We start from the raw sequence: 24,433 nt of genomic DNA, 5'->3' as shown, positions 1-24,433 counted from the left end.
GCAGTTGCCGTCTGCGGGCGACGCGACGATAAAAAAGCCCCGGCTGACCGGGGCTTTTTTGCATATGCGAACGTGGCTTATTTCGATGCCGCGGGATGCGCGGTAAAGATGTCGCTGCCGAGCGTATGCAACTGGTCGTCGCCCGCGTAGCCCAGGTGCGACAGGCCGAAGATGTTCTCCAGGCTGCGCAACAGGCTGTAGTGGTTGTACTCCACGTCGGACGTGGTGCCCGGAGCGATAAAGGGCGAGAGCATCACGGCACCGATCTTGCCGCCGCCCGGGCCGATCTTGCCGCCCGGTTGCGGGCCACCCGGCAGGGGCTTTTCGTTGCAGCAGGACGTGCCGTCGTTGCCTTCGTCGAAGGTGATGACCAGCAGGCCGTCGCGCTTGAATGCCGGCGAGTTGACGATGCGCGGCACCCAGGTGCGCAGGAACGCGTCGGCTGAAATCAGGCCGCCTTGTTCGCCGTTCTTGCAGGGTGCGTCGTGGCCGTCGTGGCAGAGGTTGGGCGTGATGTAGACGAAGTTGGGCGTGGTGTTGGCCTGGGCCAAGTCCTTGCTCAAGTGATCCAGATTGACCACGCGGCTGTCGCAGTAGCTTTTGCTGTCGATGACCGAGTGGAAGTAGACGAAGGGATTGTGCTTGGTGGCGTATTGATCTTTCGGCGTTGCCTTCTCGGTGGCGTCGACGGCGCCGATGGCCGGATGCCCGCAGGTGGCCGCTTCGCGCGTCGGGTCTGCGCCCATGTCTTCCATGTAGGCCTTCCAGCTGAGGCCGGCGTCGGTCAGCTGGTTGGCAAGCGTGCGCACGTGCTTGGGATAGACGCAGCCCTTGCCGGGCAATTGTCCGTTCGCATTGAGCTTGCCGGTGGTGGAGACGAATTCGTTGAACGTGGTGCAATCGTCCTGCGTGTCGGCGTTGGGTGCCTGTCCGCTGATCATTGCGATGTAGTTGTCCAGGCTGTAATGGCCGACACCGTAATACTGCGTGAGCAGGGCGCCTTGCTTGGGCAGCTCGTGCGCCAGATAGGGCGCGATCGAGTTGGGGCCGAACGTGACCTGGTAGGACTCGTTCTCCAGCATGATGATGAAGACGTGGTGCACCGGCGCAGGGCTGTGGCCGTGCACGGGCGCGGCAGCAAGCGTTGCCGACGCGCCGAGCATGCCGGCTGCGGCAAGAGCGGGGAAGAAGGTGCGCGCCATGCGCTGGCGCAGCCTGGAACTGATTGAAGACATCCGCGATTTCCTTTGGTCCATGGACCGCCTCGCGAGATGCGGGGCGGCACCCGCCTATTGCAGCGGTCTAATGCGGCAGGATCAAGTCGTGCGGATGTCAGGGTGTGCCGGTCAGGCGCGCCCGTAGACGTCGTCGAAGCGGACGATGTCGTCTTCGCCGAGGTAACTGCCGGACTGTACTTCGATCAATTCCAGCGGCACTTTGCCGGGATTGCGCAGGCGATGCACGCTGCCCAGCGGGATATAGGTGCTCTGGTTCTCGGTGAGCAGGAACACCTTGTCGTCGCAGGTGACCTCGGCGGTGCCGGAGACCACGATCCAGTGCTCGGCGCGATGATGATGCTTCTGCAGGCTCAGGCTGGCGTCCGGCTTGACCACGATGCGCTTGACCTGGAAGCGGTCGCCGGCTTCGAGCGAATCGTAGCTGCCCCACGGTCGGTGCACGACGCGGTGAAAGGAGTGCTCGGTGCGCCCGGACGCCTTCAACTGGTCGACCACCTTCTTGACGTCCTGGGCGGCATCGCGATGCGCCACCAGGGTGGCATCCGGTGTGCTGACCACGATCAGGTCGTCCACACCGACGGTGGCGATGACGTGGCGGTCGTGCGAGCGCAGCAGCGAGTTGCGGGTATTGACGGTGAGGGTGTCGCCCTCGCGCTGATTGCCTTGCTTGTCGTGCTTGCCGGACAGCCACAGCGCCGACCACGAACCGATGTCGCTCCACGCGCAGCTCACCGGAATCACCGCGGCGCGTGCGGTTTTTTCCATCACGGCATAGTCGATGGAATTGTCCGGCACCTTGGCGAAGGCATCCTTGTCCACGCGGACGAAATCCAGGTCGCCACGTCCGGTGGCATAGGCAGCGCGCACGGCAGCGAGCATCTCCGGCGCGTGTTGGCCCAGTTCTTCCAGATAGCGGGCCGCCTTGAACAGGAACATGCCCGAGTTCCAGTCGTAGCCGCCGTGCTCCAGATACGACTGCGCGGTGGCCTGGTCGGGTTTTTCGACGAACTGCTCTACGCGGAAGGCGTTGTCGCCGATGGACTCGGCACGACGGATATAGCCGAAGCCGGTTTCCGGGCGGTCCGGCCGGATGCCGAAGGTCACCAGCCAGCCGTCGCGCGCGGCCGGAAGGGCCTGCCGCACGGCATCGGTGAAGTTTTCCGTATCGCCGATCAGGTGATCGGCGGGCAGCACCAACAGCAGGGCCTGCGGATCGCGCTCCAGCGCTTTGAGTGCGCCCAGGGCGATGGCGGGGGCAGTGTTGCGTGCCACGGGCTCCAGCACGATGGCTGCACCCTCCACGCCCGCTTCCAGCAACTGGTCGGCGGCGAGAAAGCGGTGATCCTCGCTGGCCACCACGATCGGGGCGCCGACATCCGGTAGCAGCCGGGTGCGGGCTATCGTCTGCTGGAACAGCGTTCCGTTCCCGCTGAGCGAGAGGAACTGCTTTGGCAGGTTTCTGCGCGAAACGGGCCACAGGCGGGTACCGCTCCCGCCACTGAGGATCATGGGAATCAGCATGGTTCAACCAGCCTGGGTAAGGAGCTTCTCGATGACGTGATGCAGGCCGTCCTGCCACTCGGGCAGAGCATAGCCGAAGCGCTGCTGGAACCCCGAGTTATCGAGCACGGACCAGGCCGGCCGCTTGGCTGGCGTGGGAAATTCCGCGGTGGCGATGGGGGTGACCTTGGGCATGCGCGCCAACAATCCTTTTGCGTGCGCGGTATGGAGAATGGCGGAGGCGAAGCCATGCCAGCTGGTATGGCCGCCGGCAACCAGGTGATGCGTGCCGGCCATGGCGCGCCGTTGCGAGGGGCTGGCCTGCTGCCAGGCTTCAATCGCCGCCAGCGTGCCTTGCACGATCAGCGACGTGGAAGTCGGGGCGCCGATTTGATCGGCGACCACCCGCAGCTCGTCGCGCTCGGCACCCAGGCGCAGCATAGTCCGCAGAAAATTGTGGCCGTGCGGCGCATAGACCCATGCGGTGCGGAAAATCAGGTGGTCCGCGCCGCTATCGCGCAGGGCCTGTTCGCCAGCCAGCTTGCTGCGCCCATAGGCGCCCAGCGGGGCGGTGGGCGCTTCGACCGGGTAGGGTTGGGTGGCCTGGCCGTCGAACACGTAGTCGGTGGAGTAATGCACTACCAGGGCATCGTGCGCAGCGGCCCAGCGGCCCAGCACGCCCGTTGCCTCGCCATTGACGCGGGTGGCCAGGGCTTCTTCCTGTTCGGCACGGTCGACCGCGGTATAGGCGGCGGCGTTGATGATGAGCTGCGGCTGCATGCGGTCGAGCAGCACCGCCAAGGTGTCCGGGGCGGCCATGTCGGCGATTTCAGCGGGGCCGCCATCGAAGCGCTGTCCGTTGCGGGTCGCGGCAACCAGGCTGCCGCGCCTGACCCATTCACTGCATTCAATGAAGCTGCGGCCGAGCTGGCCGTTGGCGCCAAGCAGCAAAACCCTCATGCCGCGTATACCGGCAGGCGTTCGGCAGGCACTTCGGCCAGCAGCGGTGCCTTGTTGTCTTTGTCCGACAACAGCGGTGAGCTGACCGGCCAGTCGATGCCGATGGCCGCATCGTTCCAGCGCACGCCTGCATCGGCCTTGGCGTCGTAGAGCGAGGTGCATTGGTAGGCGAAAGTGGCGTGCTCGGAAAGCACGCAGAAACCATGTGCGAAGCCTTCCGGTATCCAGAAGTGGCGATGATTTTCCGCGGTGAGCATCACGCCGGCCCATTGCCCGAAGGTCGGCGAGCCGCGGCGGATATCCACCGCCACGTCATACACTTCGCCCTCCAGCACGCTCACCAGCTTGCCCTGCGGGTTGGGCCACTGATAGTGCAGGCCGCGCAATACGCCCTTGGCCGAGCGCGATACGTTCGATTGCACGAAGCGGCGGTCAATGCCGGCTTCGCGGTACTTGGCCTCGTTGTAGCCTTCGTAGAAAAAACCCCGGGAGTCACCAAACACTTGCGGCTCGATAACCACTGCGCCGGGGAGATTGGTCTGTATCACTTTCATCGAGCCACGCCTTCTTTCGACAACTGCTGCAGATACTGGCCATAGCCGGTCTTGGCCAGCGGTGCGGCCAGGCGCAACAACTGCTCCGTATCGATCCAGCCGTTGAGGTACGCGATTTCTTCAGGGCAGCAAACCTTCAGCCCTTGGCGGTTTTCGATGGTCTGGATGTAATTGCCCGCCTCCATCAGGGACTCGTGCGTGCCGGTATCGAGCCATGCATAGCCGCGGCCAAGCTGTTCCAGATGCAGCGAGCCGTCATCGAGGTAGCGGCGGTTGAGATCGGTGATTTCCAGCTCGCCGCGGGGCGAGGGCTTGAGTTCTGCCGCGTAGTCGCAGACCCGTGCATCGTAGAAATACAAGCCGGTGACGGCATAGTGCGATTTGGGCTTGGCAGGTTTTTCCTCCAGTCCGACGACACGACCTTCGGCGTTGAATTCGGCTACGCCGTAGCGCTCCGGATCTCTAACCCAATAGCCGAACACTGTTGCGCCGTGCGTGCGTGCGGCTGCGCGCTTCAGTCGCTCGGTGAGGCCTACGCCGTAGAAGATGTTGTCGCCCAAGACCAGGCAACTGGGATCCTTGCCGACGAAATCGCGGCCGATCAGGAACGCCTGGGCCAGGCCGTCGGGCGAAGGCTGCACGGCGTACCGGATATCGATACCCCATTGCGAGCCGTCGCCGAGCAGGCGCTGGAACAGCTCCTGCTCGTGCGGGGTGTTGATCATCAGGACCTGGCGGATGCCCGCCAGCATCAGGGTGGCCAAGGGGTAGTACACCATCGGCTTGTCGTAGACCGGCAACAGCTGTTTGCTGACGGCCTGGGTGATCGGATACAGCCGGGTGCCGGATCCGCCCGCGAGGATGATGCCCTTGTGCATGCTCATGTGCCGAGCCGCTCCATTCGGTAGCTGCCGTCGAGTACCCGTTGCACCCACGGCTGGTTGGCAAGGAACCACTGCACGGTTTGTGCAATGCCGCTTTCGAAGGTCTGCGAGGGGCGCCAGCCCAGCTCGCGTTGCAGCTTGCTCGAGTCGATCGCGTAGCGGCGGTCGTGGCCAGGGCGATCCTTCACGTAGGTGATCAGCGACTCGCGGGGGCGGCCATCCGCCAACGGGCGGTGCTCATCGAGCAGGGCGCAGATGGTTTTCACCACCGTGATGTTCTCGCGCTCCGCGTTGCCGCCCACGTTATAGGTTTCGCCGACCTTGCCGGCATCGAGTACGCGGCGAATCGCGCTGCAATGGTCGCCGACGAACAGCCAGTCGCGGATGTTCTTGCCGTCGCCGTAGACGGGCAGCGGCTCGCCGGCCAGCGCCTTCTGGATGACCAGCGGGATCAGCTTTTCCGGGAACTGGTACGGCCCATAGTTGTTCGAGCAGTTGGTAGTGAGCGTGGGCAGCCCATAGGTGTGATGAAAAGCACGCACCAGGTGATCCGACGCCGCCTTGGAAGCGGAGTACGGCGAGTTCGGCGCATAAGGCGTGGTTTCCGTAAACTTGCCCTCGGCGCCCAGCGAGCCGTATACCTCGTCGGTGGAGACGTGCAGGAAGCGGAAACCACCCCTGTTTTCCTCTGCCAGGCCGCGCCAGTAGTCGCGGGCGCATTCGAGCAGGCCCAAGGTGCCCACGACATTGGTTTCGACAAAGGCGGCCGGGCCGTCGATGGAGCGGTCCACGTGCGATTCGGCGGCGAAGTTGACGATCGCCTCGGGTCGGTGCTCGGCCAGCAGCTTGGCTACCAGTGCGCGATCGCCGATGTCGCCCTGTACGAAGACGTGCCCTTCTTGGCCTTGCAGCGGGGCCAGGGTGTCCAGGTTGCCGGCGTAGGTGAGCTTGTCGAGATTGACGATGCGCAGGCCGTCGGCAACGGCCTGTAAGACAAAGTTGGCGCCGATGAAACCGGCTCCGCCGGTGACGAGCAGGGTCTTCATGCATGACTCCGAAACGGCTCAGTATTGTGTCATACGAAACAATAACGTGTAGCCATGCCCTGATGTTTCCCGGCGCGAGCCCCGATGATGGCCGCGGTTAAGCGGCGGTTCCAACGTGGATAGGCGCAGCTTCTTTCGTATCCACAGGCGAAGAGACCCGGAGCTTCTCTCGTTGCGCCGCGGACGCAAGCACGGACTGGGCGTGCGCATGCAGTGCGAGGTCGAGGCGATTGGCTTCCATGAAATCTTCATAAAGGCCGTTGCCCAGCATCTGCCTGAGCTGATCGACGCGCTCATCCACCGCAACGGGGTTTCGGTGGGTGGCGTTTTCCCAGCGCGCGTGGAGGTCCAGACCGGGTAAATGCGGACCATACGTGGCCTGAAAGACCTGGATCGAAAGTTCGAACTGGTCCACGACGCCCGCTACACCCCATTCGGTCAACAGCCGACACGCCTGGTCCAGATCCGCTGCGCCCGCTTCGGCATCGAGGATGTGTTTCGTGCGCCACGAGGCGTCGGAAAGGTGCACGACCTGGTAGTCGCGGATCACGATGCTGCCGGGCTCCTTCCTGAGCGCCCAGGCGATGTACTCGGCAAAGCCTAGATCCTGCGCGACGTCCGAATAAGGTTGTGAGGCATCCGTGCGGGTGAAGCTATAGACCGAATAGGCACGCAACAACGGGTGCCTGATAAAAACCATCGGCAGGCAACGGGGATGCGGTATGGGCGGGCGGGCCAGGTGGCTGGAAATGGCGATCAATTGCGGATTGGCGGCCAGATGCTGGCCGAGTTGTGCACTGGACTGGATAGCGTGAGCGTGCGGCCCCTCGAAACTGCCCCATCGATCGCCGAAGGAGTGCTGCAGACTGGCGTCCACGCTGCTGCCGGCGTTCTTGAAGATGTGATAGTGAATTAAAACGGGGTGATCGGGCATGGGCTCGGCTCTTATTAGAATAAAAGGCAGGGTGTGCAACACGGCCGGTGATTTGAGACAGCTAGCCGCAAGATAGCTGAAAGCTTGCAAGTTCCGCGACAGCTTTCGCTTTCCCGTGGTCCGTGGCGAGGGTTGCTGTTCAGATCACTCCGTAAAACAGAGTCCGAAGCCAAGGGTTTACGCACGGTGGCGGGTCGGTTCAGCTTGTCGATAGGCTGAACGCCGGGAATTGGCTATATATCAGGGGTAAAGGTCTATCCGCCTGCGTGGCCGGGTAGCAGGTAAATGAATGCGCGGTGCGTCGTGGCTCTGCTGTCGACGCACATGCAGGTAAGATTAATGGTTAACATCGAGCCCGACGGGGTGCTGCTGGCATGAAAAAAGTAAAAGGGGGCCCTGCAGGGGGCGCAAAGCTGGGTCCAGGGACGCTGGCCATTCACGCGGGACAGCATCCCGACCCTGCGACGGGCGCCATCATGACGCCCATTTATGCGACCTCGACTTATGTGCAGGAAAGCCCTGGCGTCCACAAGGGCTACGAGTATTCGCGCACGCAGAACCCTACCCGCATGGCCTATGAGCGCTGCGTGGCTGCGCTCGAGGGCGGTTGTGCAGGCTTCGCCTTCGCCTCGGGGCTGGCTGCCGCTGCCACCGTCCTCGACCTGCTCGACTCGGGTAGCCACGTCATTGCGATGGATGATCTCTATGGCGGGAGCTATCGCCTGTTCGAGCGGGTGCGGCGTCGTTCTGCGGGCTTGGATTTCAGCTTCGTCGATCTCAACGATGCGCAAGCGCTAAAGGCTGCATTGCGACCCAACACCCGGATGATCTGGGCCGAGACGCCTACCAATCCCATGCTCAAGCTCGTCGACTTGGGCAAGTTGGCCGCCTTTGCGAAGAAGCATGGTCTGATTCTGGTGGTGGATAACACCTTCTGCTCGCCGATGTTGCAGCGACCGTTGGAGCATGGCGCGGATTTGGTGGTGCATTCGGCTACCAAGTACCTCAACGGCCATTCCGACATGGTTGGCGGGATCGTCGTGGCCGGCCAGGACGGGTTGGCCGAACGGATGGCGTTCCTGCAAAACTCCGTAGGCGCGGTATCGGGGCCGTTCGATGCGTTTCTCGCCATGCGTGGCCTGAAGACGCTGCATCTGCGCATGCGCGAACATTGCGCGAGTGCGATGGAACTGGCCCGATGGCTGGAGAAGCACCCTGCGATAGAGCGCGTGATCTACCCGGGCCTGAAGAGTCATCCGCAGCATGCGCTGGCGCGTCGGCAGATGGACGGCTTTGGCGGGATCATCAGCATTGAAGTCAAGGGCGGGCTGAAGAAGGCGCGCCGCATGCTTGAGCGCTGCGAATTGTTCGCGCTGGCCGAGTCGCTTGGAGGCGTCGAAAGCCTGATCGAGCACCCTGCCATCATGACGCATGCCTCGGTGCCGCCGGCCAACCGCAAGCGGCTGGGCATCAGCGACGGGTTGGTGCGACTTTCGGTCGGTGTAGAAGATCTCGTGGATCTGCGCAACGAGCTAGAGCGTGCCCTGAGCTAAGCGTGCGGTGGTGCAAAGGCACCACCCGAGTGACAAAATGCCGCAGTCAAAGCGGGATTGATGTCTTTGACGCGGCCAGGAGCCGGCCATCGCGGTTCGCATAGGACGCGATCTTAGATGTGTGTCAGTAGATGGGCGATCTTTCAAGGAAGGCTGTCCACTTAGAGAGTAGATGACTTAGATGCTTTCAGCTTATCGCCTCGTTGATCCTATTTCCCCATATCGGGCGCTGCTGCGCCACTTTGCCTTGGTATGGCAGATGTCCAAGCGTGACGTGGTCGGACGATACCGGGGGTCGTTCATCGGTCTGCTGTGGTCGTTCTTCAACCCGCTGCTGATGCTGATGATTTACACGTTCGTATTCGGCTACATCTTCAAATCCCACTGGGTGGGGCAGACGGGAGGGCGCATTTCATTCGCGGTGATTCTGTTCGCCGGTCTGAACATCAATGCGATGTTTGCCGAATGCGCCAACCGCGCTCCGACCTTGATCGTCGAAAACCCCAATTTCGTCAAAAAGGTCGTTTTTCCGCTTGAGACGCTGTCTTGGAGCACGCTGGGGTCGGCGCTGTTTCACCTGGTGGTGTCAACTCTGGTGTTGCTGGCCATTTCCATTTTTGCAAGTGGATACATCCCCTGGACGGTGGTCTTGTTTCCGATCGTGTTGCTCTGTTTCGTCCCATTCCTGGTCGGGATCATGTGGCTCTTTGCATCGCTGGGTGTCTATCTGAGAGACCTCAAGCAGGCGGTGGGAATCATCACCACGGCGCTCATGTTCCTGGCGCCGATCATGTATCCGATGAGTGTGATTCCGCTCCGGTATCAGCATTTCGTGCTTCTCAATCCCCTGACTGTCATCGTGGAGGCATCGCAGGACGTTCTGGTTTGGGGAAAGCTGCCCAATTGGGGCTTGCTTGGGGGGTATCTGCTTTGTTCGTGCGTGTTTGCATGGCTGGCATTTGCTTGGTTCGAGCGTACTCGTAAGGGGTTTGCGGATGTCCTCTGAGATGCTTCTCGACGATCTGAACATTTACGCTGAACGTTTGAGCAAGCGCTATGAAATCTATGCGCAGCCTGCGGATCGGCTCAAGCAGATGCTTTTGCCGCGGCTGTGGCGTGCCATGGGGCGCGTCGAGCAAAGTTACTTTCGCGAGTTCTGGGCTCTGCGTGACGTAAGTTTCAGCGTAAGGCGCGGAGAAACGGTCGGTATCATCGGGCGCAATGGCTCCGGCAAGTCGACCTTGCTGCAAATGGTGTGCAACACCTTGCACCCCACCGAGGGCGTCGTGCGGGTCCACGGGCGCATTGCTGCGCTGCTCGAGTTGGGCGCGGGTTTCAACCGCGAGTTTACCGGCAGAGAAAATGTGTATCTCAGCGGGCTGCTGTACGGCATTCCCGAGGATGAGCTGCGCAAGCGTTTCGATCTGATCGTCGATTTTGCCGACATCGGCAATTTTATCGATCAACCGGTCAAAACCTATTCGAGTGGCATGTACGTTCGCCTCGCCTTTGCGATCGCGGCACACGTGGATGCCGATACTCTGATTATTGATGAGGCGCTCAGCGTAGGCGACGTACGATTTACCCAGAAATGCATGCGCTATCTGAGGGAATTCCAGAAGCACGGCACGCTTCTCTTCGTCAGTCACGACACGACGGCGGTGATCAATCTGTGCAGTCGTGCAATCTGGCTGGATTCCGGGCGCATGATCATGGACGGGGCCGCCAAGGACGTGGTCGAGCAGTACCTTGCCGCGCAGCACGCGGCGGACCGCAAATCGCTGGGGGACAGCGTCGCTCTTCGGCCTGGCGCGTCAAAGACGCGCGGCGAAGACAAGCCGGATGCGAGTGGCAGCGAAGTATCGGCCGATGTCGTCGATTCGAGGATGGATATCCTCAATGGCACGGCACAGCGCAATCTCGTTGAAGTTTTTGAGTTTGATGCTTCGAACATCAACTCGGAATTCGGCGCGGGAGCATTGCGTATCCAAGACGTGCGGCTGCGCGACGAAGCGGGCGTTCTTTGCCGCATGACTTACGGCGGCGAACTCGTTGACATAGAGATCGAGGCGCAAGTGCTCGAGCCCATGCAGCGGCCGATATTCGGCTTCTTCATCAAGGATCGGTTGGGACAGCGCCTGTTTGGCGACAACACCTATATCAGCTATCACGATGACCTGATCCAGGCAGAGCCTGGGCAAAGGCTCCTTGCGCGCTTTCGCTTTCGTATGCCGATATTGCCGACCGGTGATTATTCCGTGGACGCGGCGGTAGCGACCGGAACGCAGGAAAACCACACCCAACAGCATTGGATCCACGACGCGTTTACCTTCAAGGCAAGCGAGAGCACGATGCGGCATGGTCTCGTTGGCATTCCCATGCACACGATCGGCATCGAGCGTATCGAGGAGACCGAATGAAGTTTACGGGCGAGCGTTACGTACCTACCGAGGCCGGCGAAATCAGGCACGAGCACCTGCACCGTTATGCCTGGTGTGCGCCATTGGTCGAAGGCAAGGACGTTCTGGATATCGCCTGTGGCGAAGGTTACGGCAGCGCCATGCTCGCGCGCAGCGCGCGCAAGGTGACGGGCATGGACATTTCGGATGAGGCGGTTCAGCACGCCCAGGCCGAATATCGCGATGTTCCGCATTTGGAATACCGGCGCGGCGACGCGGCGGAAATCCCCCTACCGGATGACAGTGTCGATGTCGTGGTTTCGTTCGAAACCATCGAGCATCACGACCGGCATTCAGAGATGATCGCCGAAATCCGCAGGGTTCTGCGCCCGGATGGCGTGTTGATCATTTCCTCTCCGAATCGAGTCGTTTACACGGAGCTGGCCGGCCATCACAACGAATTTCACATCAAGGAACTCGATTTCGGCGAATTCAATGCGGTCTTGAAGGAGCGATTCGACCGTGTGACGTATTTCGGGCAGAGACTTGCCGTCGGTTCCTCGATCTTCACCCTGCAAAGCGCCGACGGCATCCGGCAACTCGGTGCATTGACGGACACCGGGTCGGAAGTCGTGGAGCGGGCGGCATCGTTGAGCGATCCCGTTTATTTCATAGCCATCGCCGGTGCCTTGGAGGAAAACGCCGCGGCCAGATTGCAACCTTCTGTGCTGTTTTCCGAGGCTGAGGATCTTTATACCCACCATCGTGAAGTGGCGCGCTGGGCTGTCGGCATCGATGGTGAATTGAAGGCATTGCGCGAAAGGCACGGGCAGCTGGTCAAAGAGCATGCCGATGCGATGAACTGGGGCAAGTCGCTTGACGAGGAGTTGGTCGTCGCTGGCGGCCACGTCAAGCGCTTGCAGGGAGAAAAGGAAGAGCTCATCGGCTGGGCGCGGGGGCTGGACAAAGAACTGGAAGACTTGCGCAAGGCTTACGGAAACGCGGCAAAAGACCAGGAAAGGGCCGCCGCCTGGGCACGGGGCCTGAATGAAGTTTTCGAGAAGGCAGGCTGGCGCAATTTGTGGCGGACGGACCGCGAGAAGCCGGATGTGCTGGCGAAGGAGCTTGCAGAGGCAAAACAGGACGTAGAAAAACTGAAAGAAAACTGCAACGAAGCGGGGGCTTTGGCGCGTGAGCTCGAATTGGCGCTGTCGCAGGCGCGCAATGAGCAATCAGGCGCAGAAGCTGCGCGGGAGCAACTTGAAGCCAAGCAACTGCTGCTGTTGTCCGAAGTAGCTTCGCTGAATGATCAACTCATTGAAATCAAAGTTAGTTTTGAGCGTGAGCGGGAGTGCTCCGCACGTGCGCTGGCCGAGCGAGCCGCAGTCTATGAGAAGCACCTCGACGAACTTGCTGGCGAACTCAAGTCTGCGCAAGGAGAGGCTGATAACTGCAAGGCTGTGCTGCGCGAACGTGATGTACGCCTCGGTATTGCATATGATGAGCTCAAGGCTACACTTGAATATGTTGCGAAATTGGAGCAGGGACGGGGAGACATGGAGCAGTGGGCTAGGGAGGTCGAGCAAAAACTCGATCGGTTGGGTACCAACCTTTTTGGCGAGGAGTACCACGAAAAAGAGATGCTGCTGGGTGGCAGCCTGCTCTCGCGTCACTTCACGCTGACTGACCAGGTCGTCAGTCACAACGCCGAGAACCAATGGTTGAAAGAGCGCATTTCTTCTCTTGAGGGCAAACTCGAGGGGCAGGTTGCGCTGAACGAATCCCGTGAGCGGCACGAGCGCGACATCCGCGAGATCATCGGAACCCTGCGCGACGAGATTCAGCAACTGCGGCAAAAGAACGAAATAATAGAGCGCTCCCATTCGTGGCGGCTGACGCGACCGCTGCGATTTGCAGGGCGCCTGGTGCGCGGAGATTGGAGCGGCGCCGCGACCTCGTTGCGGGGAAGCAAATTGGCGAATTTGAAGCTGCTCGGTCCCATCAAGGGGCGCGCCAAAAAATGGCTCATGCGCAAGGTGGAAGAGGCGCAGCCCGCGCCGGTGCGGATTGAAGCGCCCACCACCGACGAAGCCATTCGGATGTCAGCCGACCTGGCTTTTCCCGAAGTCACGCGTCCGGTCGTCAGCATCATCATCCCGACCTATGGCCGCCTGGATTACACCGCCGCCTGCTTGCGCTCGATCATGGCGAACGCGCCGAAGGTCGACGTCGAAGTGATCGTGGCAGAGGATTGCTCGGGTGACGAGCACATCGGTGCGCTGGCAAATGTGCCGGGGCTTCGTTACGAGGTGAATCCGCAAAACCTGGGTTTCATCCGGTCCTGCAATCGCGCAGCAGGCATGGCGCGAGGCGAATTCCTCTATTTTCTGAACAATGACACCGAGGTCACTTCCGGCTGGCTGGATGCCATGTTGGACGTGTTCGAACGCTTCGACGATTGCGGCATGGTTGGATCCAAGCTGGTTTATCCGAACGGTCAACTGCAAGAGGCCGGGGGCATTATCTGGTCCGACGCCAGCGGTTGGAATTTCGGCCGGCTCGCCGATCCCGACGAACCTCAATTCAACTATGTGCGAGAGGCTGACTATTGCTCGGGCGCCTCGTTGCTTGTGCGCAAGCGCACGTTTGACGAAGTGGGCAGGTTTGACGAGCTTTATGTTCCGGCCTATTGCGAAGATTCCGACCTTGCGTTCAAGGTTCGCGCAACGGGCGCGAAGGTTTACTACACACCGTTTTCCAAGGTGGTCCATTACGAAGGCATCTCCCACGGCACGGACGAAAACAGCGGTATCAAGTCCTACCAGGTCGAGAACCAGAAAAAATTCCTGCAGCGCTGGCACGAACAGCTGACCAACGGCCATTATCCGAACGCCCAGAATGTTTTCAGGGCGAGGGAGCGTAGCGGAAGCAAGCCGGTCGTACTCGTCATCGATCATTACGTTCCGCAGCCCGACAGGGATGCAGGGTCGCGCACGATGATGCAGTTCCTGCAGGGCTTGTGCAGCCTGGGCTGCTCCGTCAAATTCTGGCCGGAGAACCTTTGGTTCGACCCGAGCTATACGCCGCCGTTGCAGGCCATGGGCGTGGAAGTCCTTTACGGCGCCCAATGGGTAAACGGCTTCGAGCGGTATTTGCGCGAATTCGGCGATCAGCTCGACCACGTCTTGCTCAGCCGCCCGCACATTTCCGTGCACTTTATCGATTTGATCAAGCAGTTTGCCCCGAAGGCTCGAGTCGTGTACTACGGGCACGACCTGCACTTTGCGCGCCTACTGCAGCAATACGAACTAAGCCGGGAACCTGCCTGCCTCGAGCAGGCGCGGAAGTTCGAAGCGATCGAGCGCGATCTTTGGAGCAAATCGGATCTCGTGCTCTATCCAACGTCCGATGAAGCGGCGGAGGTAGCTCGCCTCGCCCCGAAAGTATCGAGTCGGGCGATCCAAGCCTATTGCTACGACAAATTTGGCGGCGACGGCCGCGAGTTGTCCGAACGCTCGGGCATATTGTTCGTGGCAGGGTTTGGGCATCCGCCCAACGTCGATGCGGCAGTATGGCTCGTGGAGGAAATTCTTCCGCAATTGCTGGAGAAAAACCCTTCTGCCCGGCTTTATCTGGTTGGATCGAACCCAACCGAAAAGGTATTGGCGCTGGCCTCTGCGCACGTCGTCGTGACCGGCTATGTGGCTGACAAGGTCCTGCACGATTTCTATCAGCACAGCAGGGTGGCCGTGGTGCCGCTGCGCTTCGGCGCCGGGATCAAATCCAAGGTTGTAGAGGCATTGCAGCAAGGTTTGCCGCTGGTCACGACCAGCGTCGGCGCGCAAGGTCTCGATGGGCTGGATAGCGTGGCAAGAGTGGCGGACGATGCGACATCTATCGCCAACGCCATTCAGGAATTGCTGGCCAATGACGCAGATTGGCGTCAATTGTCGGCTTCTTCCAGCGCGTATGCCGAACAGCGTTTTTCGCGGCGCTCCATGCGAAAGGCGCTCGCAGAGATATTTCACATCGAGGTTGTTCAATGATCGTTCGTTCGCGGGCGCCGCTGCGTCTGGGGCTGGCGGGAGGTGGCACGGACGTGTCGCCCTATTGCGACGTGTACGGTGGGAGCGTGATGAACGTGACCATCGACAAATACGCTTATGCGATTTTGTCGCCGTCCGACTCCGGTCGATGCGAATTTGAGGCGTTGGACGTTGGTGTTTCCGAAGTTCACGATTGCGGAGCCATTCCCTCCCAGGGCGGCCCGCTGCAACTGCTGAAAGGCGTGCATGCGCGCATATGCCGCGATTTTCTTTCCGGCGAGTCGCAGCCTCTGAAAGTGCAGACGTTTTCAGATGCGCCGCCAGGCTCCGGCCTGGGGTCGTCGTCGACGATGGTCGTGGCCTTGGTGCAGGCTTTTGCAGAGTACTACGCTCTCCCGCTGGGTGAGTACGAAGTGGCGCATCTTGCTTACGAAATCGAGCGCAACGATCTGAAGTTGGCGGGTGGCAAGCAGGACCAGTATGCCGCGACCTTCGGCGGCTTCAACTTCATGGAGTTCTACGCGGAAAATCGGGTCATCGTAAACCCGCTTCGCGTGAAAGATTGGGTGTGGTCGGAGCTGGAAGCTTCGCTGGTACTTTATTTCACGGGAGTGTCGCGCGCTTCTGCAGATATTATCGATCAGCAATCGCGCAACGTCACGTCCGGCAATCAAACCTCCATTGATGCCATGCACAGTCTCAAGAAGGAGGCCGTGCAAATGAAGGAGTGCGTGCTGCGAGGAGATCTTCCTGGTCTGGCCAGGACGCTCCAGGCCGGTTGGGAAGCCAAGAAAAACATGGCCAGCTCGATCAGCAATCCGTTGATCGAAGAAGTGGAGCGAGTGGCGTTTGCCAACGGCGCCCACGCCGCCAAGGTTTCGGGAGCCGGCGGCGGCGGCTTCATGATGTTCGTGTGCAGTCCTGAAAAACGGATTGGACTCATCAGAGCACTTGCCGAGCAGGGTGGCCGGCTGCTTGATTTTCACTTTACGCAACAAGGAGCCGCCTCGTGGCGAATCACGTAAAAGCCATGCTGGACGCAGAGTTCGGCAAGTCGATTCAGTTGCTGACCGACATGTCGAAAGACGCCCAATTACCGGCTCAAGTCGCCTTGGCCCTCGAGCATTCGGTCGCGGCGCTCAAAGCCGGATGCAAGCTTTTGTTCGCCGGCAACGGCGGCAGTGCGGCCGATGCGCAGCATTGGGCGGGTGAGCTCGTCAGTCGATTCTACTTCGATCGTCCGGGCCTGCCGGCGATCGCTCTGACGACCGATACGAGCATCTTGACCGCGATTGGCAACGATTATGGTTACGACTACGTGTTTGCACGCCAGGTCGAAGCCTTGGGTCAAAAGGGCGACGTGCTGTTCGCCATCTCGACCTCGGGCAATTCCAAGAACGTCCTGCGCGCCATCGAGGCTGCTCGTGCCAAGGATATGCTGGTCATCGGGTTCACGGGGCAGCATGGCGGACTGATGGGCGACAAGTGTGACGTTTGTTTCCGCGTGCCCTCTACCGAAACACCTCGTATTCAAGAAGGTCACGAGGCCCTGGGCCATCTGATCTGCGCACTGATCGAGCAAGAAATGTTCGGCCATGCCAAGGGTTGACGAGGCCATCATCCTTGCGGGGGGCTTCGGTACGCGTCTGCAGAGTGTCGTCAAGGATGTTCCGAAACCGTTGGCGCCAGTGGCTGGCAGGCCGTTCATCGAGTACCTGCTCGATCTGCTTGCGAAGCAGGGAATTCGCAAAGTCGTGCTGGCCACCGGCTATCTGGCCGAAGTGGTCGAGCGGACGCTGGGCGACAGCTGGAAAGGCATGTCCTTGGCCTACTCGGTGGAAAACGTTCCGCTGGGAACGGGCGGTGCGCTCGCGCAGGCAATCAAGCACCTTGTCGGGGACGCTTTCTTCGTCCTCAACGGCGACACCTTTCTCTATTTGAACTATGAGGACTTCGACCGGAGCGCCGAGCGGGAAGGTTCGCCAATATGCATGGCGCTTGCCGATGTCGCCGACGTCGGTCGCTACGGCGCCGTGGAAACAGTTGGCTCCCAAGTGGTCGGTTTTTCGGAGAAAGGGGCTCAGGGCAGAGGGCGGATCAATGCCGGCGTCTATCGCATCGCGAGGAGTCTGACTAATGAATTTCCCCGGGTCGATAGTTTTTCTTTTGAACAGGCGGTGCTCGTTCCGCAAGCAGCGCAGCGATCGGTAACTGCCTATACCGATACGAGCGACTTTATTGACATAGGTGTTCCGGAAGATTTCGAGCGTGCCCAGTCGCTGTTTTCCCAGGTGCCGCGATGAATGGCATACCGACGCCCGGTGTATTTCTGGGAAGCGGCGAACCTGTTGTTGTCCAAAAGGCGAGAAAGGCGCTTTTTTTGGATCGCGATGGCGTGATCAACGTTAACCACGGATACGTTCATACCGCAGATCAAACCGAATGGGTGCCTGGTATTTTCGAGCTGTGCAAGACGGCGGCGTCTGCGGGTTACGCGCTGGTTGTCGTTACCAACCAGGCCGGCATCGCGCGCGGATACTATTCCGAAGAGGCATTTCGTCAATACACGTCGTGGTTGCACGAGCAGTTCGAATTGCGGGGCATTCATTTGTCTGCAACGTACTACTGCCCACACCACCCTGAGTTCGGGGTTGGCGAGTTCAAAGTCCAATGCAATTGCCGCAAGCCTGGGCCGGGCATGCTCTTGGCAGCGGCCGATGACCTGTTTCTGGATCTGGGCCGTAGTGTGCTGGTGGGTGATATGCCCTCCGATTTGGAAGCGGCGAAAGCCGCTGGGGTACGATCTTCGTTTTTTGTAGACGCTGCATTGGCCGATGTGGCGCGAATTGTCGATGATGGGGGCGATGAGGCGTGAATCTGATGCACAGGGGATTTCATGAAAGTATTAAGGCGAAACCCGTTGAAAGGTTCGTTTCCTGGCTGAAATCGATCATGGAAGGCGTCAGTGTCGAGGCCGCTCTCGCGCGCCGCGCGGACAATTTCCTCATTTTGAGAATAATTGCCGCGACGCTCGTCATCTACGGCCACGCTCCGCACATCGCGCCGGCAGTGGAAAACGTCGATCTCTTCGTGCGCCTGGGATGGGGGCATTACAGCGGTGATATTGCCGTCGACGTGTTTTTCCTGATAAGCGGCTTTCTCGTAACCGGAAGCTACATACGTCAAAAGAGCCTTTATAAGTTCGCCAAGGCGCGCTTTCTGCGGGTTTTTCCCGCTTTTTTTCTCAACGTCACCGTTCTGGCACTCGTTTACGGGTTGATGCTTACCACCCTGCCGAAGCTTGATTATTTGCGGCAGGCGGATACCTGGAGCTACATCACGACGAACCTGAAGATGGCCTCGGATATGGCCTGGACTTTGCCAGGCGTGTTCGCGGAGGGCCTGAAAACTTCAACGATCAACGGTTCGCAATGGACGTTGCCCGCCGAAGTTCGCATGTACGTCTTGCTGGGTGTGATGGGAGCGCTTGGGCTATTTGCGTCAGCGCGGATCGGAACCTTGGTGCTCATTGCAGTTTTTTTTGCCGGTCTCCTTCATCCCGAATTTTTCCCGCTGCACCCCGACTGGTTTCGTATTGGTGGCTTTTTCCTTCTGGGTGTACTCGTCTACATACATCGATCCAGTATCAAGATACGGCTCGAACTGGCGGTGGCGTTGGTTTTGCTGGCCGTGCTCACGCATCACCTGGCGATTTATTCGGTGACATTTGCATTGGCGCTCGCCGGAGTGGTGTTCAGTCTTGCTTACCTGACGCCTGTTATGCGTTGGCTCGAACGTTTTGGCGATCCGTCGTATGGAATCTACTTGTGGGGTTGGCCGAGCCAGCAACTGGTCGCACATTTCGTGCCCCGAGCCGGTCTGGCACTTCACGTGACGCTGGCGATCATGCTGGCGACGAGCTTTGGTTATCTCTCGTGGGCGTTCCTTGAGAAGAGGATGCTGCGGTTTAAGTGACAAACCGGAATCCCGGGCGGCAGCCCGGGTGCCGATGTGGCGTGGCCGTCGGAGTCGCTACGAGGGAAGAATGTGCCAAACTTCGCGTTGTGCCCGGGCAGGCTTGCATGACGGGGCGAGTGCTCACAAGGCTTCGTTCGAACTGGTCGATCTGAGGAAAAACGTGCCGCTCCAACCCTTTGGTGGAGCAGGTCGTTAAAAGGTAAGGAAGGGGCTGACTGCGTGTGGGGAGCGTTGAGCCGTCATCAGCCGCCAGGCCGTGGCATACGGTGGGGCGAGGCAGCTGTTGGAAGTTCACGACCAGAAACGATCATGGCGCCGGAGTGACTTTCGTCGTGGTAAACGGGTGCTGAGAAGCCGGCTTTAATCGGGGCAGTCGTGATGGATGTTTCGTCTCGTGCAGGCGAGCTTGTAAAGCGGGGCGAGGGTCCCGCCGCGTGTGCAAGTAGTGACGGTGATTGAGGTTGTGCGTATGTGGGTGGTTCGCGGGATTTGTTCTTGCTGGTCAGCGAGGCGACTGTCTGGGGTTTTGAAGGCGCAATGATGAAGATGAGATTGAATCTTGCTTTTTATTTTTTGGCCATTGCGTGCTTCATTTCGTTGTGCCTGGGCCAGGATAATAATTTCGATTTGCAGAATTACCACCTGTATAACGCGTGGGCGATTACCTCTGGCAGGTGGCATCGTGACTTCATCGTGTCGGGGTTGCATACATTTTTTTCCCCGGTATTGGATACGCCTTATTTCGCTTTGTCGAACTACCTGCTTCCCAACTATGGCGCGCTGTTGGTTGCGCTTGCAGGTATACCTTACGCAGCGCTTCTCTATGTCGTTTACCTGATAAGCGCCAGGTTTGCCGATCGTCTTGGCTTTTACGAAAAATGGGATCGCACTGGTTTTCTGGGTGCGTCCGTGCTCTTGGCTGGCACTGGGGCAGCCACTTGGTCGCAAATTGGCACGACCACGAATGACATTACCGTAGCCGCCATTGTCCTGCTCGGGTTTTACCAAGTAATCAGAGGAGGGAAAAATCGGGAAAGCGACTCTCCCGATTTGACCCGGCTGGTTATAGCCGGCGCATTGCTCGGCCTTGCAGTGGGTTTGAAATTGACGGCGGCGATCTACGCATTGCCGCTAGCGGCGATGATTTTTGTATTGATGCCAAATCTACGCGATGGCGTGCGGGGCGTCGTTGTATGTGGCTGCGGTGCGCTTCTTGCCTTTGTTGTCGCTTATGGCCCTTGGGCTTGGATGTTGTACAAGCTCACGGGAAATCCATTTTTCCCGATGTTCAATGGCGTATTTCATTCCGATTGGCTGACAAATGTGCCTATGCGGGATACGAGATTTCTTCCTCGTTCTCCAATGCAGTGGCTGTTTTATCCTTTTTACTGGGTAACTTTGCAAGAGTCCCTGGTGACCGAATTGCCGTTTCGGGACGCGCGTTATGCGCTGGGATATGTCCTCGTCGTTTTCTATGCACTGAAAGCGATTTTCGACAGGATTCGTCCCGTAGTCGGGGGAAGTGCGAAAAGCCGGCTGGTCGGCGCCAGTATTTTGTTCGTATTTCTCTCGTACGTTCTTTGGGAGTGTGAGTTTTCCATTCTCAGATATTTGGTTGCGGTTGAATGCTTGATTGGCACGTTCATAGCTGCCGCCGCGATGACGGTGGCCAAGAAGCTGGATCGCGTTAAAGTGTGGTTGCCGGCCGCTTGTACTTTGGGTGTGGCGATCTTGATTGTGTGCGCATGCGTGAGCCCGGATTGGGGCCGCATCCCGACGGGAACCGATTTTTTGGCCGTGCGCGCACCCTCAATTGAAAATGGCTCCCTGGTCATATTTGCCGACGAGCCTATGTCTTACTTGGCGCTTGGATTGAAGAGGGATAATCGCAGTCTCCGCTTCGTGACTATTCCAAGGGATTTTGAGAAAGGCGGGGTGTTGGGCGCGGACCCACTTCAATATGGTTTGGGGAGAGGGGTCAGGGCCGAATTGAACAAAAATCATGGCGGGCTGTATGTATTGTTCTATACGTCCCATTTGCCACCTGGACCGAGTCTGGCGGCTTTTAACGTTCAATTGGATGCGCAGAGTTGCAAACCAGGAGAATCGGCGCTAGGGCCTGATTTCTTCGTCTGCCAAGCTTCCTACGGAGCCGCGCCGATCTCGTCAACAGGCCAGAGTTCTTCCTATAGGTTGCATGCCAATGTGTCGGAGCTGCGACCCGGAGTTTCAGTGCATTTTGATTGGCTCAGCGACGATTGCGTGGCGCACGCGACGACCGGGCAAGCGACCATCCGGTGGAATGTGGCTGGGTCGAGCGACGCCATGAGACTTTATATCGGCAGTTCTTTAGAGGAATCGAAATTGATGCTGGAGGGGGCTCCGGCGGGCGAGATTCAGACGGGCCCCTGGATTAATGGCGGTATGCATTTGGACCTCGTCGACGCAAAGAGCTCGGATAAAATGGCGCACGCAGATGTAACATATGAAAAATGCGACAATTGAACGGGCAAATCCAGTTGGCGCATTAGAAAAAATCTCCGTGACTGGCTCGGTATGCTCACGCCTGTTTCGGGCTTTCAGGTTGGCGGGGCAGGGGGCATAGGCGCGTGGGGTGTTGCAGGCTTGCGTCGTTGCTCGGGGAACAGGCGGAAACGTATGAGTGTTCAACGGTAATCGATGTCTGGAGCGAGGCCATCGATTGTTCGTCGGCGACGGGTGCCTGCTGGCGAGATTGGAAGTAAGTTAAGATTTGAAAGTTTGCGTTTTGAAGCGGTCGCAAGGCTGCCTAATCACCTTTTCTTTGTTCTGGCTTTAATTTGGAATTTTGCGCCATGACGCAACCTACTGTTGCCGTACTCATCCCTTGCTACAACGAAGGTGCCGCGATTGCCCGCGTCGTTGCCGATTTTAAATCGGCCTTGCCGGCAGCGACTATCTACGTGTACGACAACAACTCAAAGGATGATACGGTCGCCGCGGCGCAGAAAGCAGGTGCTGTAGTGAGGAGCGAGCATCAGCAGGGAAAGGGTGCGGTAGTGCGCCGTATGTTTCGCGATATCGAAGCAGATTTCTATCTCATGGTCGACGGAGATCACACGTACGATGCGTCTCTTGCGCCAAAACTGCTCGAATTGGCAGTCACGGAGCGTAGCGATCTGGTCAATTGTATTCGGCGCGATACCGAGCAAGCGGCGTATCGCGCGGGCCATCGCTTGGGTAACGTGATGCTAACCGGTGCCGTGAGGCGGATCTTTGGCGATCGCGTTCACGACATGCTGTCGGGCTACAAGGTGTTTTCCAGGCGTTTCGTCAAGTCGTTCCCGATAACGTCCATTGGTTTCGGCATCGAAACCGAATTGACGGTTCATGCTCTCGAGCTCCAGATGCCCGTCTCGCACCTGGATGGTCCTTACAAAGGTCGCCTCGAAGGATCCGTCAGCAAGTTGAATACATACCGTGACGGCTTTCGCATTCTCTGGCTCATTGTCCAGCTGTTCAAGCACGAGCGGCCACTCACGTTTTTTTCGATAATCGGTTTGTTCTTTGCCCTGCTTTCCATTGCTTTGAGCATTCCTCTGCTCGAGGTTTATTTGCAGACGGGACTGGTTCCTCGTCTACCGACAGGCGTGCTGGCTACGGGCATCATGCTGCTCGGTTTCCTCAGTTTGGTTACCGGTCTGGTGCTGGACACCGTCACGCGAGGAAGGCGCGAGGCGAAGATGCTTGCTTATCTTGGCCAACCGTTTTTCGAGGGCGGCTGAGTGAGCGGCGGGCTGCTTTCGTTCACCTGACGCGCTACAGCGTCAGGTGAACTCGTGGTTTGCACGATGAGCGGTCGCGAGTCACTACGGAGTGACGTGGCGCTTTAAGAGAAAATCGAGGCTGAGCGCCCACTTTGCTCTTTGTGCAGACTCATCTTGAAAATAGTAAGAGCGGGCCGATTCGAACGCCGCGATATAAAGCAGCCCCGACTCTTCCAGCAATGCTTTGTTATAGGGAAGGGGCTTGTAGAAGCGGTCGGCAGTGAATGTTTCCGGTGATGTCGACGGGGAATATTCGGCCAGGAACGCGAATGATTTGCCCGGAAGCGCAATGACTTCGAAATTCGATTCGCTGAACATCTTGCGCAGGCCTTTGAGGCCATAAGAAACGACGTGCCCGCGGCCGCGCGGATCGAGGTAGCCGGGATCTTCGTGGCGCACGTAGGACGGCATGCCCGTATTGAATAACCACGTACTGTCAGGTGCGCTGATCGCGGCCAGGCTTTTTATCAGGCCCTGGAGCATACGTGGAGTGAGATGCTCAATGACTTCTATGCATACGCCGGCATCAAATTTGCCAGGAAGTGTGCCGGCATCCCCGACGACGTAGTTGGGGTGCTTGCTGTGCTCGTGCGGCGGAAACAATTCCACGGCGTGAAAAGTATCGGAGTGACCGGGGAACGTGTTTGCCAAACTATCCAGCAGAAACCCCGGGCCGGCCCCCACATCCAGGAAGCGGTGAACTTCGCGCCTCGCGTAGAGGACTACTTCGCCGGCCCGCACCAGGCCATCTCGCACCGAGCGTTGGCGCGCAGACTTGATTTCCTCGTCCCAGTATTCGTGATCGTAATTGCGCGGCGATTCGCCGTTGTCCATCGCGTCTAGTACGGCCGGGTCTATGAAAATCGAGTCGCAGTGTGAGCACGCATAATAATTGAAGTCGTCAATTAGCTGATAAAAGACTCCCGAGCGTGAGCTCGTACAAATCGGACAGTTAACGGCCATGCTGATTTCCTTTGCACCCCCCATTTTGCTCGGCGAGCTCGGCTAGGGGATAGTGGAGTTCATTCTGTAGCCATGCATCCTCGTTCGAGGGATGGGGTCTCTAGCAACATCACTTACACGCCGGGCCCCCGACAACAGCTTCCCCAAGAGATTTGCCGTCTTGCTTGTTCTTCAACAGAAAGTGGGTACCGGGATGCGTCCAGGGACCGGTTTTTGCTTCTCCGCTCGCGCCGCCAGCCGAAAAAAGTTGCATGGAAGCATCATCGGCACCAACCCAGATTTCGGTGCCGTTGGTAGTGACCTTGGCTTTGCTGGCATCCCATTTGACGGTTGCCGCGACACCATTGTCGCAATCCTGCAGTGACGCTGGCGTCACGGATATGACGGAGCTGGAGGAGGCGGGAGTGCTAGCTCTGGCGGCGGCCGGTTGCGATGCGCTCGAGGAAGTTTGCAGGGGAGGAGCGGATTCTTCCTGGCAGGCTGCCAGTAAAACGATGAAAGGAGCGAGGATCAAGGCACGTTTCAACAACATCAGCGACCTCCGGTATTAATTTGAATAGGCGATCTTGGCC

General features: G+C 59.0%; 20 protein-coding genes. 11 read left to right on the top strand and 9 right to left on the bottom strand.

The annotated features are described in order from the left end of the window. Positions 1 to 77: 77 nt before the first annotated feature. The 7 genes from ISS99_RS22750 to ISS99_RS22720 all read right to left on the bottom strand — a co-directional run bounded on the left by ISS99_RS22750 (position 78) and on the right by ISS99_RS22720 (position 7,116). On the bottom strand, positions 78 to 1,235 hold the full coding sequence (locus ISS99_RS22750) for an alkaline phosphatase family protein (RefSeq protein ID WP_239538306.1): 1,158 nt from the start codon (positions 1,233 to 1,235) through the stop codon (positions 78 to 80). 111 nt (positions 1,236 to 1,346) lie between these two features. Further along, entirely contained in the window at positions 1,347 to 2,759 is a 1,413-nt protein-coding gene (locus tag ISS99_RS22745) for a mannose-1-phosphate guanylyltransferase/mannose-6-phosphate isomerase (protein WP_204633869.1), read from the bottom strand. A 3-nt stretch (positions 2,760 to 2,762) separates the two neighbouring features. Further along, positions 2,763 to 3,698: a dTDP-4-dehydrorhamnose reductase gene (gene rfbD / locus ISS99_RS22740; RefSeq protein WP_204633868.1), complete on the bottom strand. Its 936-nt coding sequence runs from the start codon at positions 3,696 to 3,698 to the stop codon at positions 2,763 to 2,765. After that, positions 3,695 to 4,252, bottom strand: a complete 558-nt coding sequence (gene rfbC / locus ISS99_RS22735; RefSeq protein WP_204633867.1) for a dTDP-4-dehydrorhamnose 3,5-epimerase — start codon at positions 4,250 to 4,252, stop codon at positions 3,695 to 3,697. Before rfbC ends, rfbD begins: the two co-directional genes overlap by 4 nt. Continuing rightward, complete coding sequence (rfbA, locus tag ISS99_RS22730) at positions 4,249 to 5,136, bottom strand: glucose-1-phosphate thymidylyltransferase RfbA (RefSeq protein WP_204633866.1); 888 nt, start codon at positions 5,134 to 5,136, stop codon at positions 4,249 to 4,251. Before rfbA ends, rfbC begins: the two co-directional genes overlap by 4 nt. Then, positions 5,133 to 6,182: a dTDP-glucose 4,6-dehydratase gene (rfbB, locus tag ISS99_RS22725; protein WP_204633865.1), complete on the bottom strand. Its 1,050-nt coding sequence runs from the start codon at positions 6,180 to 6,182 to the stop codon at positions 5,133 to 5,135. The genes rfbA and rfbB overlap by 4 nt, the downstream gene beginning before the upstream one ends. Before the next feature lie 97 nt (positions 6,183 to 6,279). Continuing rightward, positions 6,280 to 7,116, bottom strand: a complete 837-nt coding sequence (locus ISS99_RS22720; protein WP_204633864.1) for a hypothetical protein — start codon at positions 7,114 to 7,116, stop codon at positions 6,280 to 6,282. 374 nt (positions 7,117 to 7,490) lie between these two features. Between ISS99_RS22720 and ISS99_RS22715 the strand changes: the two genes are divergently transcribed. The 11 genes from ISS99_RS22715 to ISS99_RS22665 all read left to right on the top strand — a co-directional run bounded on the left by ISS99_RS22715 (position 7,491) and on the right by ISS99_RS22665 (position 22,856). Beyond that, a complete protein-coding gene (locus ISS99_RS22715) occupies positions 7,491 to 8,669 on the top strand; it encodes a trans-sulfuration enzyme family protein (RefSeq protein WP_204633863.1) in 1,179 nt (392 codons plus the stop codon). Between the two features lie 181 nt (positions 8,670 to 8,850). Further along, complete coding sequence (locus tag ISS99_RS22710; RefSeq protein WP_239538304.1) at positions 8,851 to 9,675, top strand: ABC transporter permease; 825 nt, start codon at positions 8,851 to 8,853, stop codon at positions 9,673 to 9,675. Continuing rightward, a complete protein-coding gene (locus tag ISS99_RS22705) occupies positions 9,665 to 11,089 on the top strand; it encodes an ABC transporter ATP-binding protein (RefSeq protein ID WP_204633862.1) in 1,425 nt (474 codons plus the stop codon). The genes ISS99_RS22710 and ISS99_RS22705 overlap by 11 nt, the downstream gene beginning before the upstream one ends. Next, positions 11,086 to 15,114, top strand: a complete 4,029-nt coding sequence (locus ISS99_RS22700; RefSeq protein ID WP_204633861.1) for a methyltransferase domain-containing protein — start codon at positions 11,086 to 11,088, stop codon at positions 15,112 to 15,114. The genes ISS99_RS22705 and ISS99_RS22700 overlap by 4 nt, the downstream gene beginning before the upstream one ends. After that, positions 15,111 to 16,139: a GHMP family kinase ATP-binding protein gene (locus tag ISS99_RS22695; RefSeq protein ID WP_204633860.1), complete on the top strand. Its 1,029-nt coding sequence runs from the start codon at positions 15,111 to 15,113 to the stop codon at positions 16,137 to 16,139. Before ISS99_RS22700 ends, ISS99_RS22695 begins: the two co-directional genes overlap by 4 nt. Then, positions 16,124 to 16,723 (top strand): D-sedoheptulose-7-phosphate isomerase, encoded by a 600-nt coding sequence (locus ISS99_RS22690; protein ID WP_284343641.1) that lies wholly within the window; start codon positions 16,124 to 16,126, stop codon positions 16,721 to 16,723. The genes ISS99_RS22695 and ISS99_RS22690 overlap by 16 nt, the downstream gene beginning before the upstream one ends. Further along, positions 16,710 to 17,417, top strand: a complete 708-nt coding sequence (locus ISS99_RS22685) for a nucleotidyltransferase family protein (protein WP_204633859.1) — start codon at positions 16,710 to 16,712, stop codon at positions 17,415 to 17,417. Before ISS99_RS22690 ends, ISS99_RS22685 begins: the two co-directional genes overlap by 14 nt. After that, the gene (locus tag ISS99_RS22680; protein WP_204633858.1) at positions 17,414 to 17,989 is read left to right on the top strand and encodes a D-glycero-alpha-D-manno-heptose-1,7-bisphosphate 7-phosphatase; all 576 of its coding nucleotides are present in this window, start codon (positions 17,414 to 17,416) and stop codon (positions 17,987 to 17,989) included. The genes ISS99_RS22685 and ISS99_RS22680 overlap by 4 nt, the downstream gene beginning before the upstream one ends. Before the next feature lie 5 nt (positions 17,990 to 17,994). Next, positions 17,995 to 19,089 carry an acyltransferase family protein gene (locus tag ISS99_RS22675; protein ID WP_239538569.1) on the top strand — a complete coding sequence of 365 codons (1,095 nt, stop codon included), beginning with the start codon at positions 17,995 to 17,997 and terminating at the stop codon, positions 19,087 to 19,089. A 498-nt stretch (positions 19,090 to 19,587) separates the two neighbouring features. Continuing rightward, on the top strand, positions 19,588 to 21,597 hold the full coding sequence (locus ISS99_RS22670) for a glycosyltransferase family 87 protein (protein ID WP_204633856.1): 2,010 nt from the start codon (positions 19,588 to 19,590) through the stop codon (positions 21,595 to 21,597). 329 nt (positions 21,598 to 21,926) lie between these two features. Then, positions 21,927 to 22,856 (top strand): glycosyltransferase family 2 protein, encoded by a 930-nt coding sequence (locus ISS99_RS22665; protein WP_204633855.1) that lies wholly within the window; start codon positions 21,927 to 21,929, stop codon positions 22,854 to 22,856. Between the two features lie 84 nt (positions 22,857 to 22,940). Here the strand turns inward: ISS99_RS22665 and ISS99_RS22660 are convergent, their stop codons facing one another. Both ISS99_RS22660 and ISS99_RS22655 read right to left on the bottom strand, forming a co-directional pair. Then, the gene (locus tag ISS99_RS22660; RefSeq protein WP_204633854.1) at positions 22,941 to 23,861 is read right to left on the bottom strand and encodes a class I SAM-dependent methyltransferase; all 921 of its coding nucleotides are present in this window, start codon (positions 23,859 to 23,861) and stop codon (positions 22,941 to 22,943) included. 109 nt (positions 23,862 to 23,970) lie between these two features. Continuing rightward, a complete protein-coding gene (locus tag ISS99_RS22655) occupies positions 23,971 to 24,393 on the bottom strand; it encodes a hypothetical protein (protein WP_204633853.1) in 423 nt (140 codons plus the stop codon). Positions 24,394 to 24,433 lie beyond the last annotated feature (40 nt).

The sequence above is a fragment of the Dyella mobilis genome (assembly GCF_016904945.1).
GTDB lineage: Bacteria > Pseudomonadota > Gammaproteobacteria > Xanthomonadales > Rhodanobacteraceae > Dyella_B > Dyella_B mobilis.
The sequence above is the reverse complement of the archived record's forward strand: the minus strand, read 5'-3'. Positions and strand labels throughout refer to the sequence as shown.

Bases quoted from the DNA above. Each gene is read 5' to 3' on its own strand.
- ISS99_RS22750 (WP_239538306.1), bottom strand. From the start codon at position 1,235: ATGTCTTCAATCAGTTCCAGGCTGCGCCAGCGCATGGCGCGCACCTTC.
- ISS99_RS22745 (WP_204633869.1), bottom strand. From the start codon at position 2,759: ATGCTGATTCCCATGATCCTCAGTGGCGGGAGCGGTACCCGCCTGTGG.
- rfbD (WP_204633868.1), bottom strand. From the start codon at position 3,698: ATGAGGGTTTTGCTGCTTGGCGCCAACGGCCAGCTCGGCCGCAGCTTC.
- rfbC (WP_204633867.1), bottom strand. From the start codon at position 4,252: ATGAAAGTGATACAGACCAATCTCCCCGGCGCAGTGGTTATCGAGCCG.
- rfbA (WP_204633866.1), bottom strand. From the start codon at position 5,136: ATGAGCATGCACAAGGGCATCATCCTCGCGGGCGGATCCGGCACCCGG.
- rfbB (WP_204633865.1), bottom strand. From the start codon at position 6,182: ATGAAGACCCTGCTCGTCACCGGCGGAGCCGGTTTCATCGGCGCCAAC.
- ISS99_RS22720 (WP_204633864.1), bottom strand. From the start codon at position 7,116: ATGCCCGATCACCCCGTTTTAATTCACTATCACATCTTCAAGAACGCC.
- ISS99_RS22715 (WP_204633863.1), top strand. From the start codon at position 7,491: ATGAAAAAAGTAAAAGGGGGCCCTGCAGGGGGCGCAAAGCTGGGTCCA.
- ISS99_RS22710 (WP_239538304.1), top strand. From the start codon at position 8,851: ATGCTTTCAGCTTATCGCCTCGTTGATCCTATTTCCCCATATCGGGCG.
- ISS99_RS22705 (WP_204633862.1), top strand. From the start codon at position 9,665: ATGTCCTCTGAGATGCTTCTCGACGATCTGAACATTTACGCTGAACGT.
- ISS99_RS22700 (WP_204633861.1), top strand. From the start codon at position 11,086: ATGAAGTTTACGGGCGAGCGTTACGTACCTACCGAGGCCGGCGAAATC.
- ISS99_RS22695 (WP_204633860.1), top strand. From the start codon at position 15,111: ATGATCGTTCGTTCGCGGGCGCCGCTGCGTCTGGGGCTGGCGGGAGGT.
- ISS99_RS22685 (WP_204633859.1), top strand. From the start codon at position 16,710: ATGCCAAGGGTTGACGAGGCCATCATCCTTGCGGGGGGCTTCGGTACG.
- ISS99_RS22680 (WP_204633858.1), top strand. From the start codon at position 17,414: ATGAATGGCATACCGACGCCCGGTGTATTTCTGGGAAGCGGCGAACCT.
- ISS99_RS22675 (WP_239538569.1), top strand. From the start codon at position 17,995: ATGCACAGGGGATTTCATGAAAGTATTAAGGCGAAACCCGTTGAAAGG.
- ISS99_RS22665 (WP_204633855.1), top strand. From the start codon at position 21,927: ATGACGCAACCTACTGTTGCCGTACTCATCCCTTGCTACAACGAAGGT.
- ISS99_RS22660 (WP_204633854.1), bottom strand. From the start codon at position 23,861: ATGGCCGTTAACTGTCCGATTTGTACGAGCTCACGCTCGGGAGTCTTT.
- ISS99_RS22655 (WP_204633853.1), bottom strand. From the start codon at position 24,393: ATGTTGTTGAAACGTGCCTTGATCCTCGCTCCTTTCATCGTTTTACTG.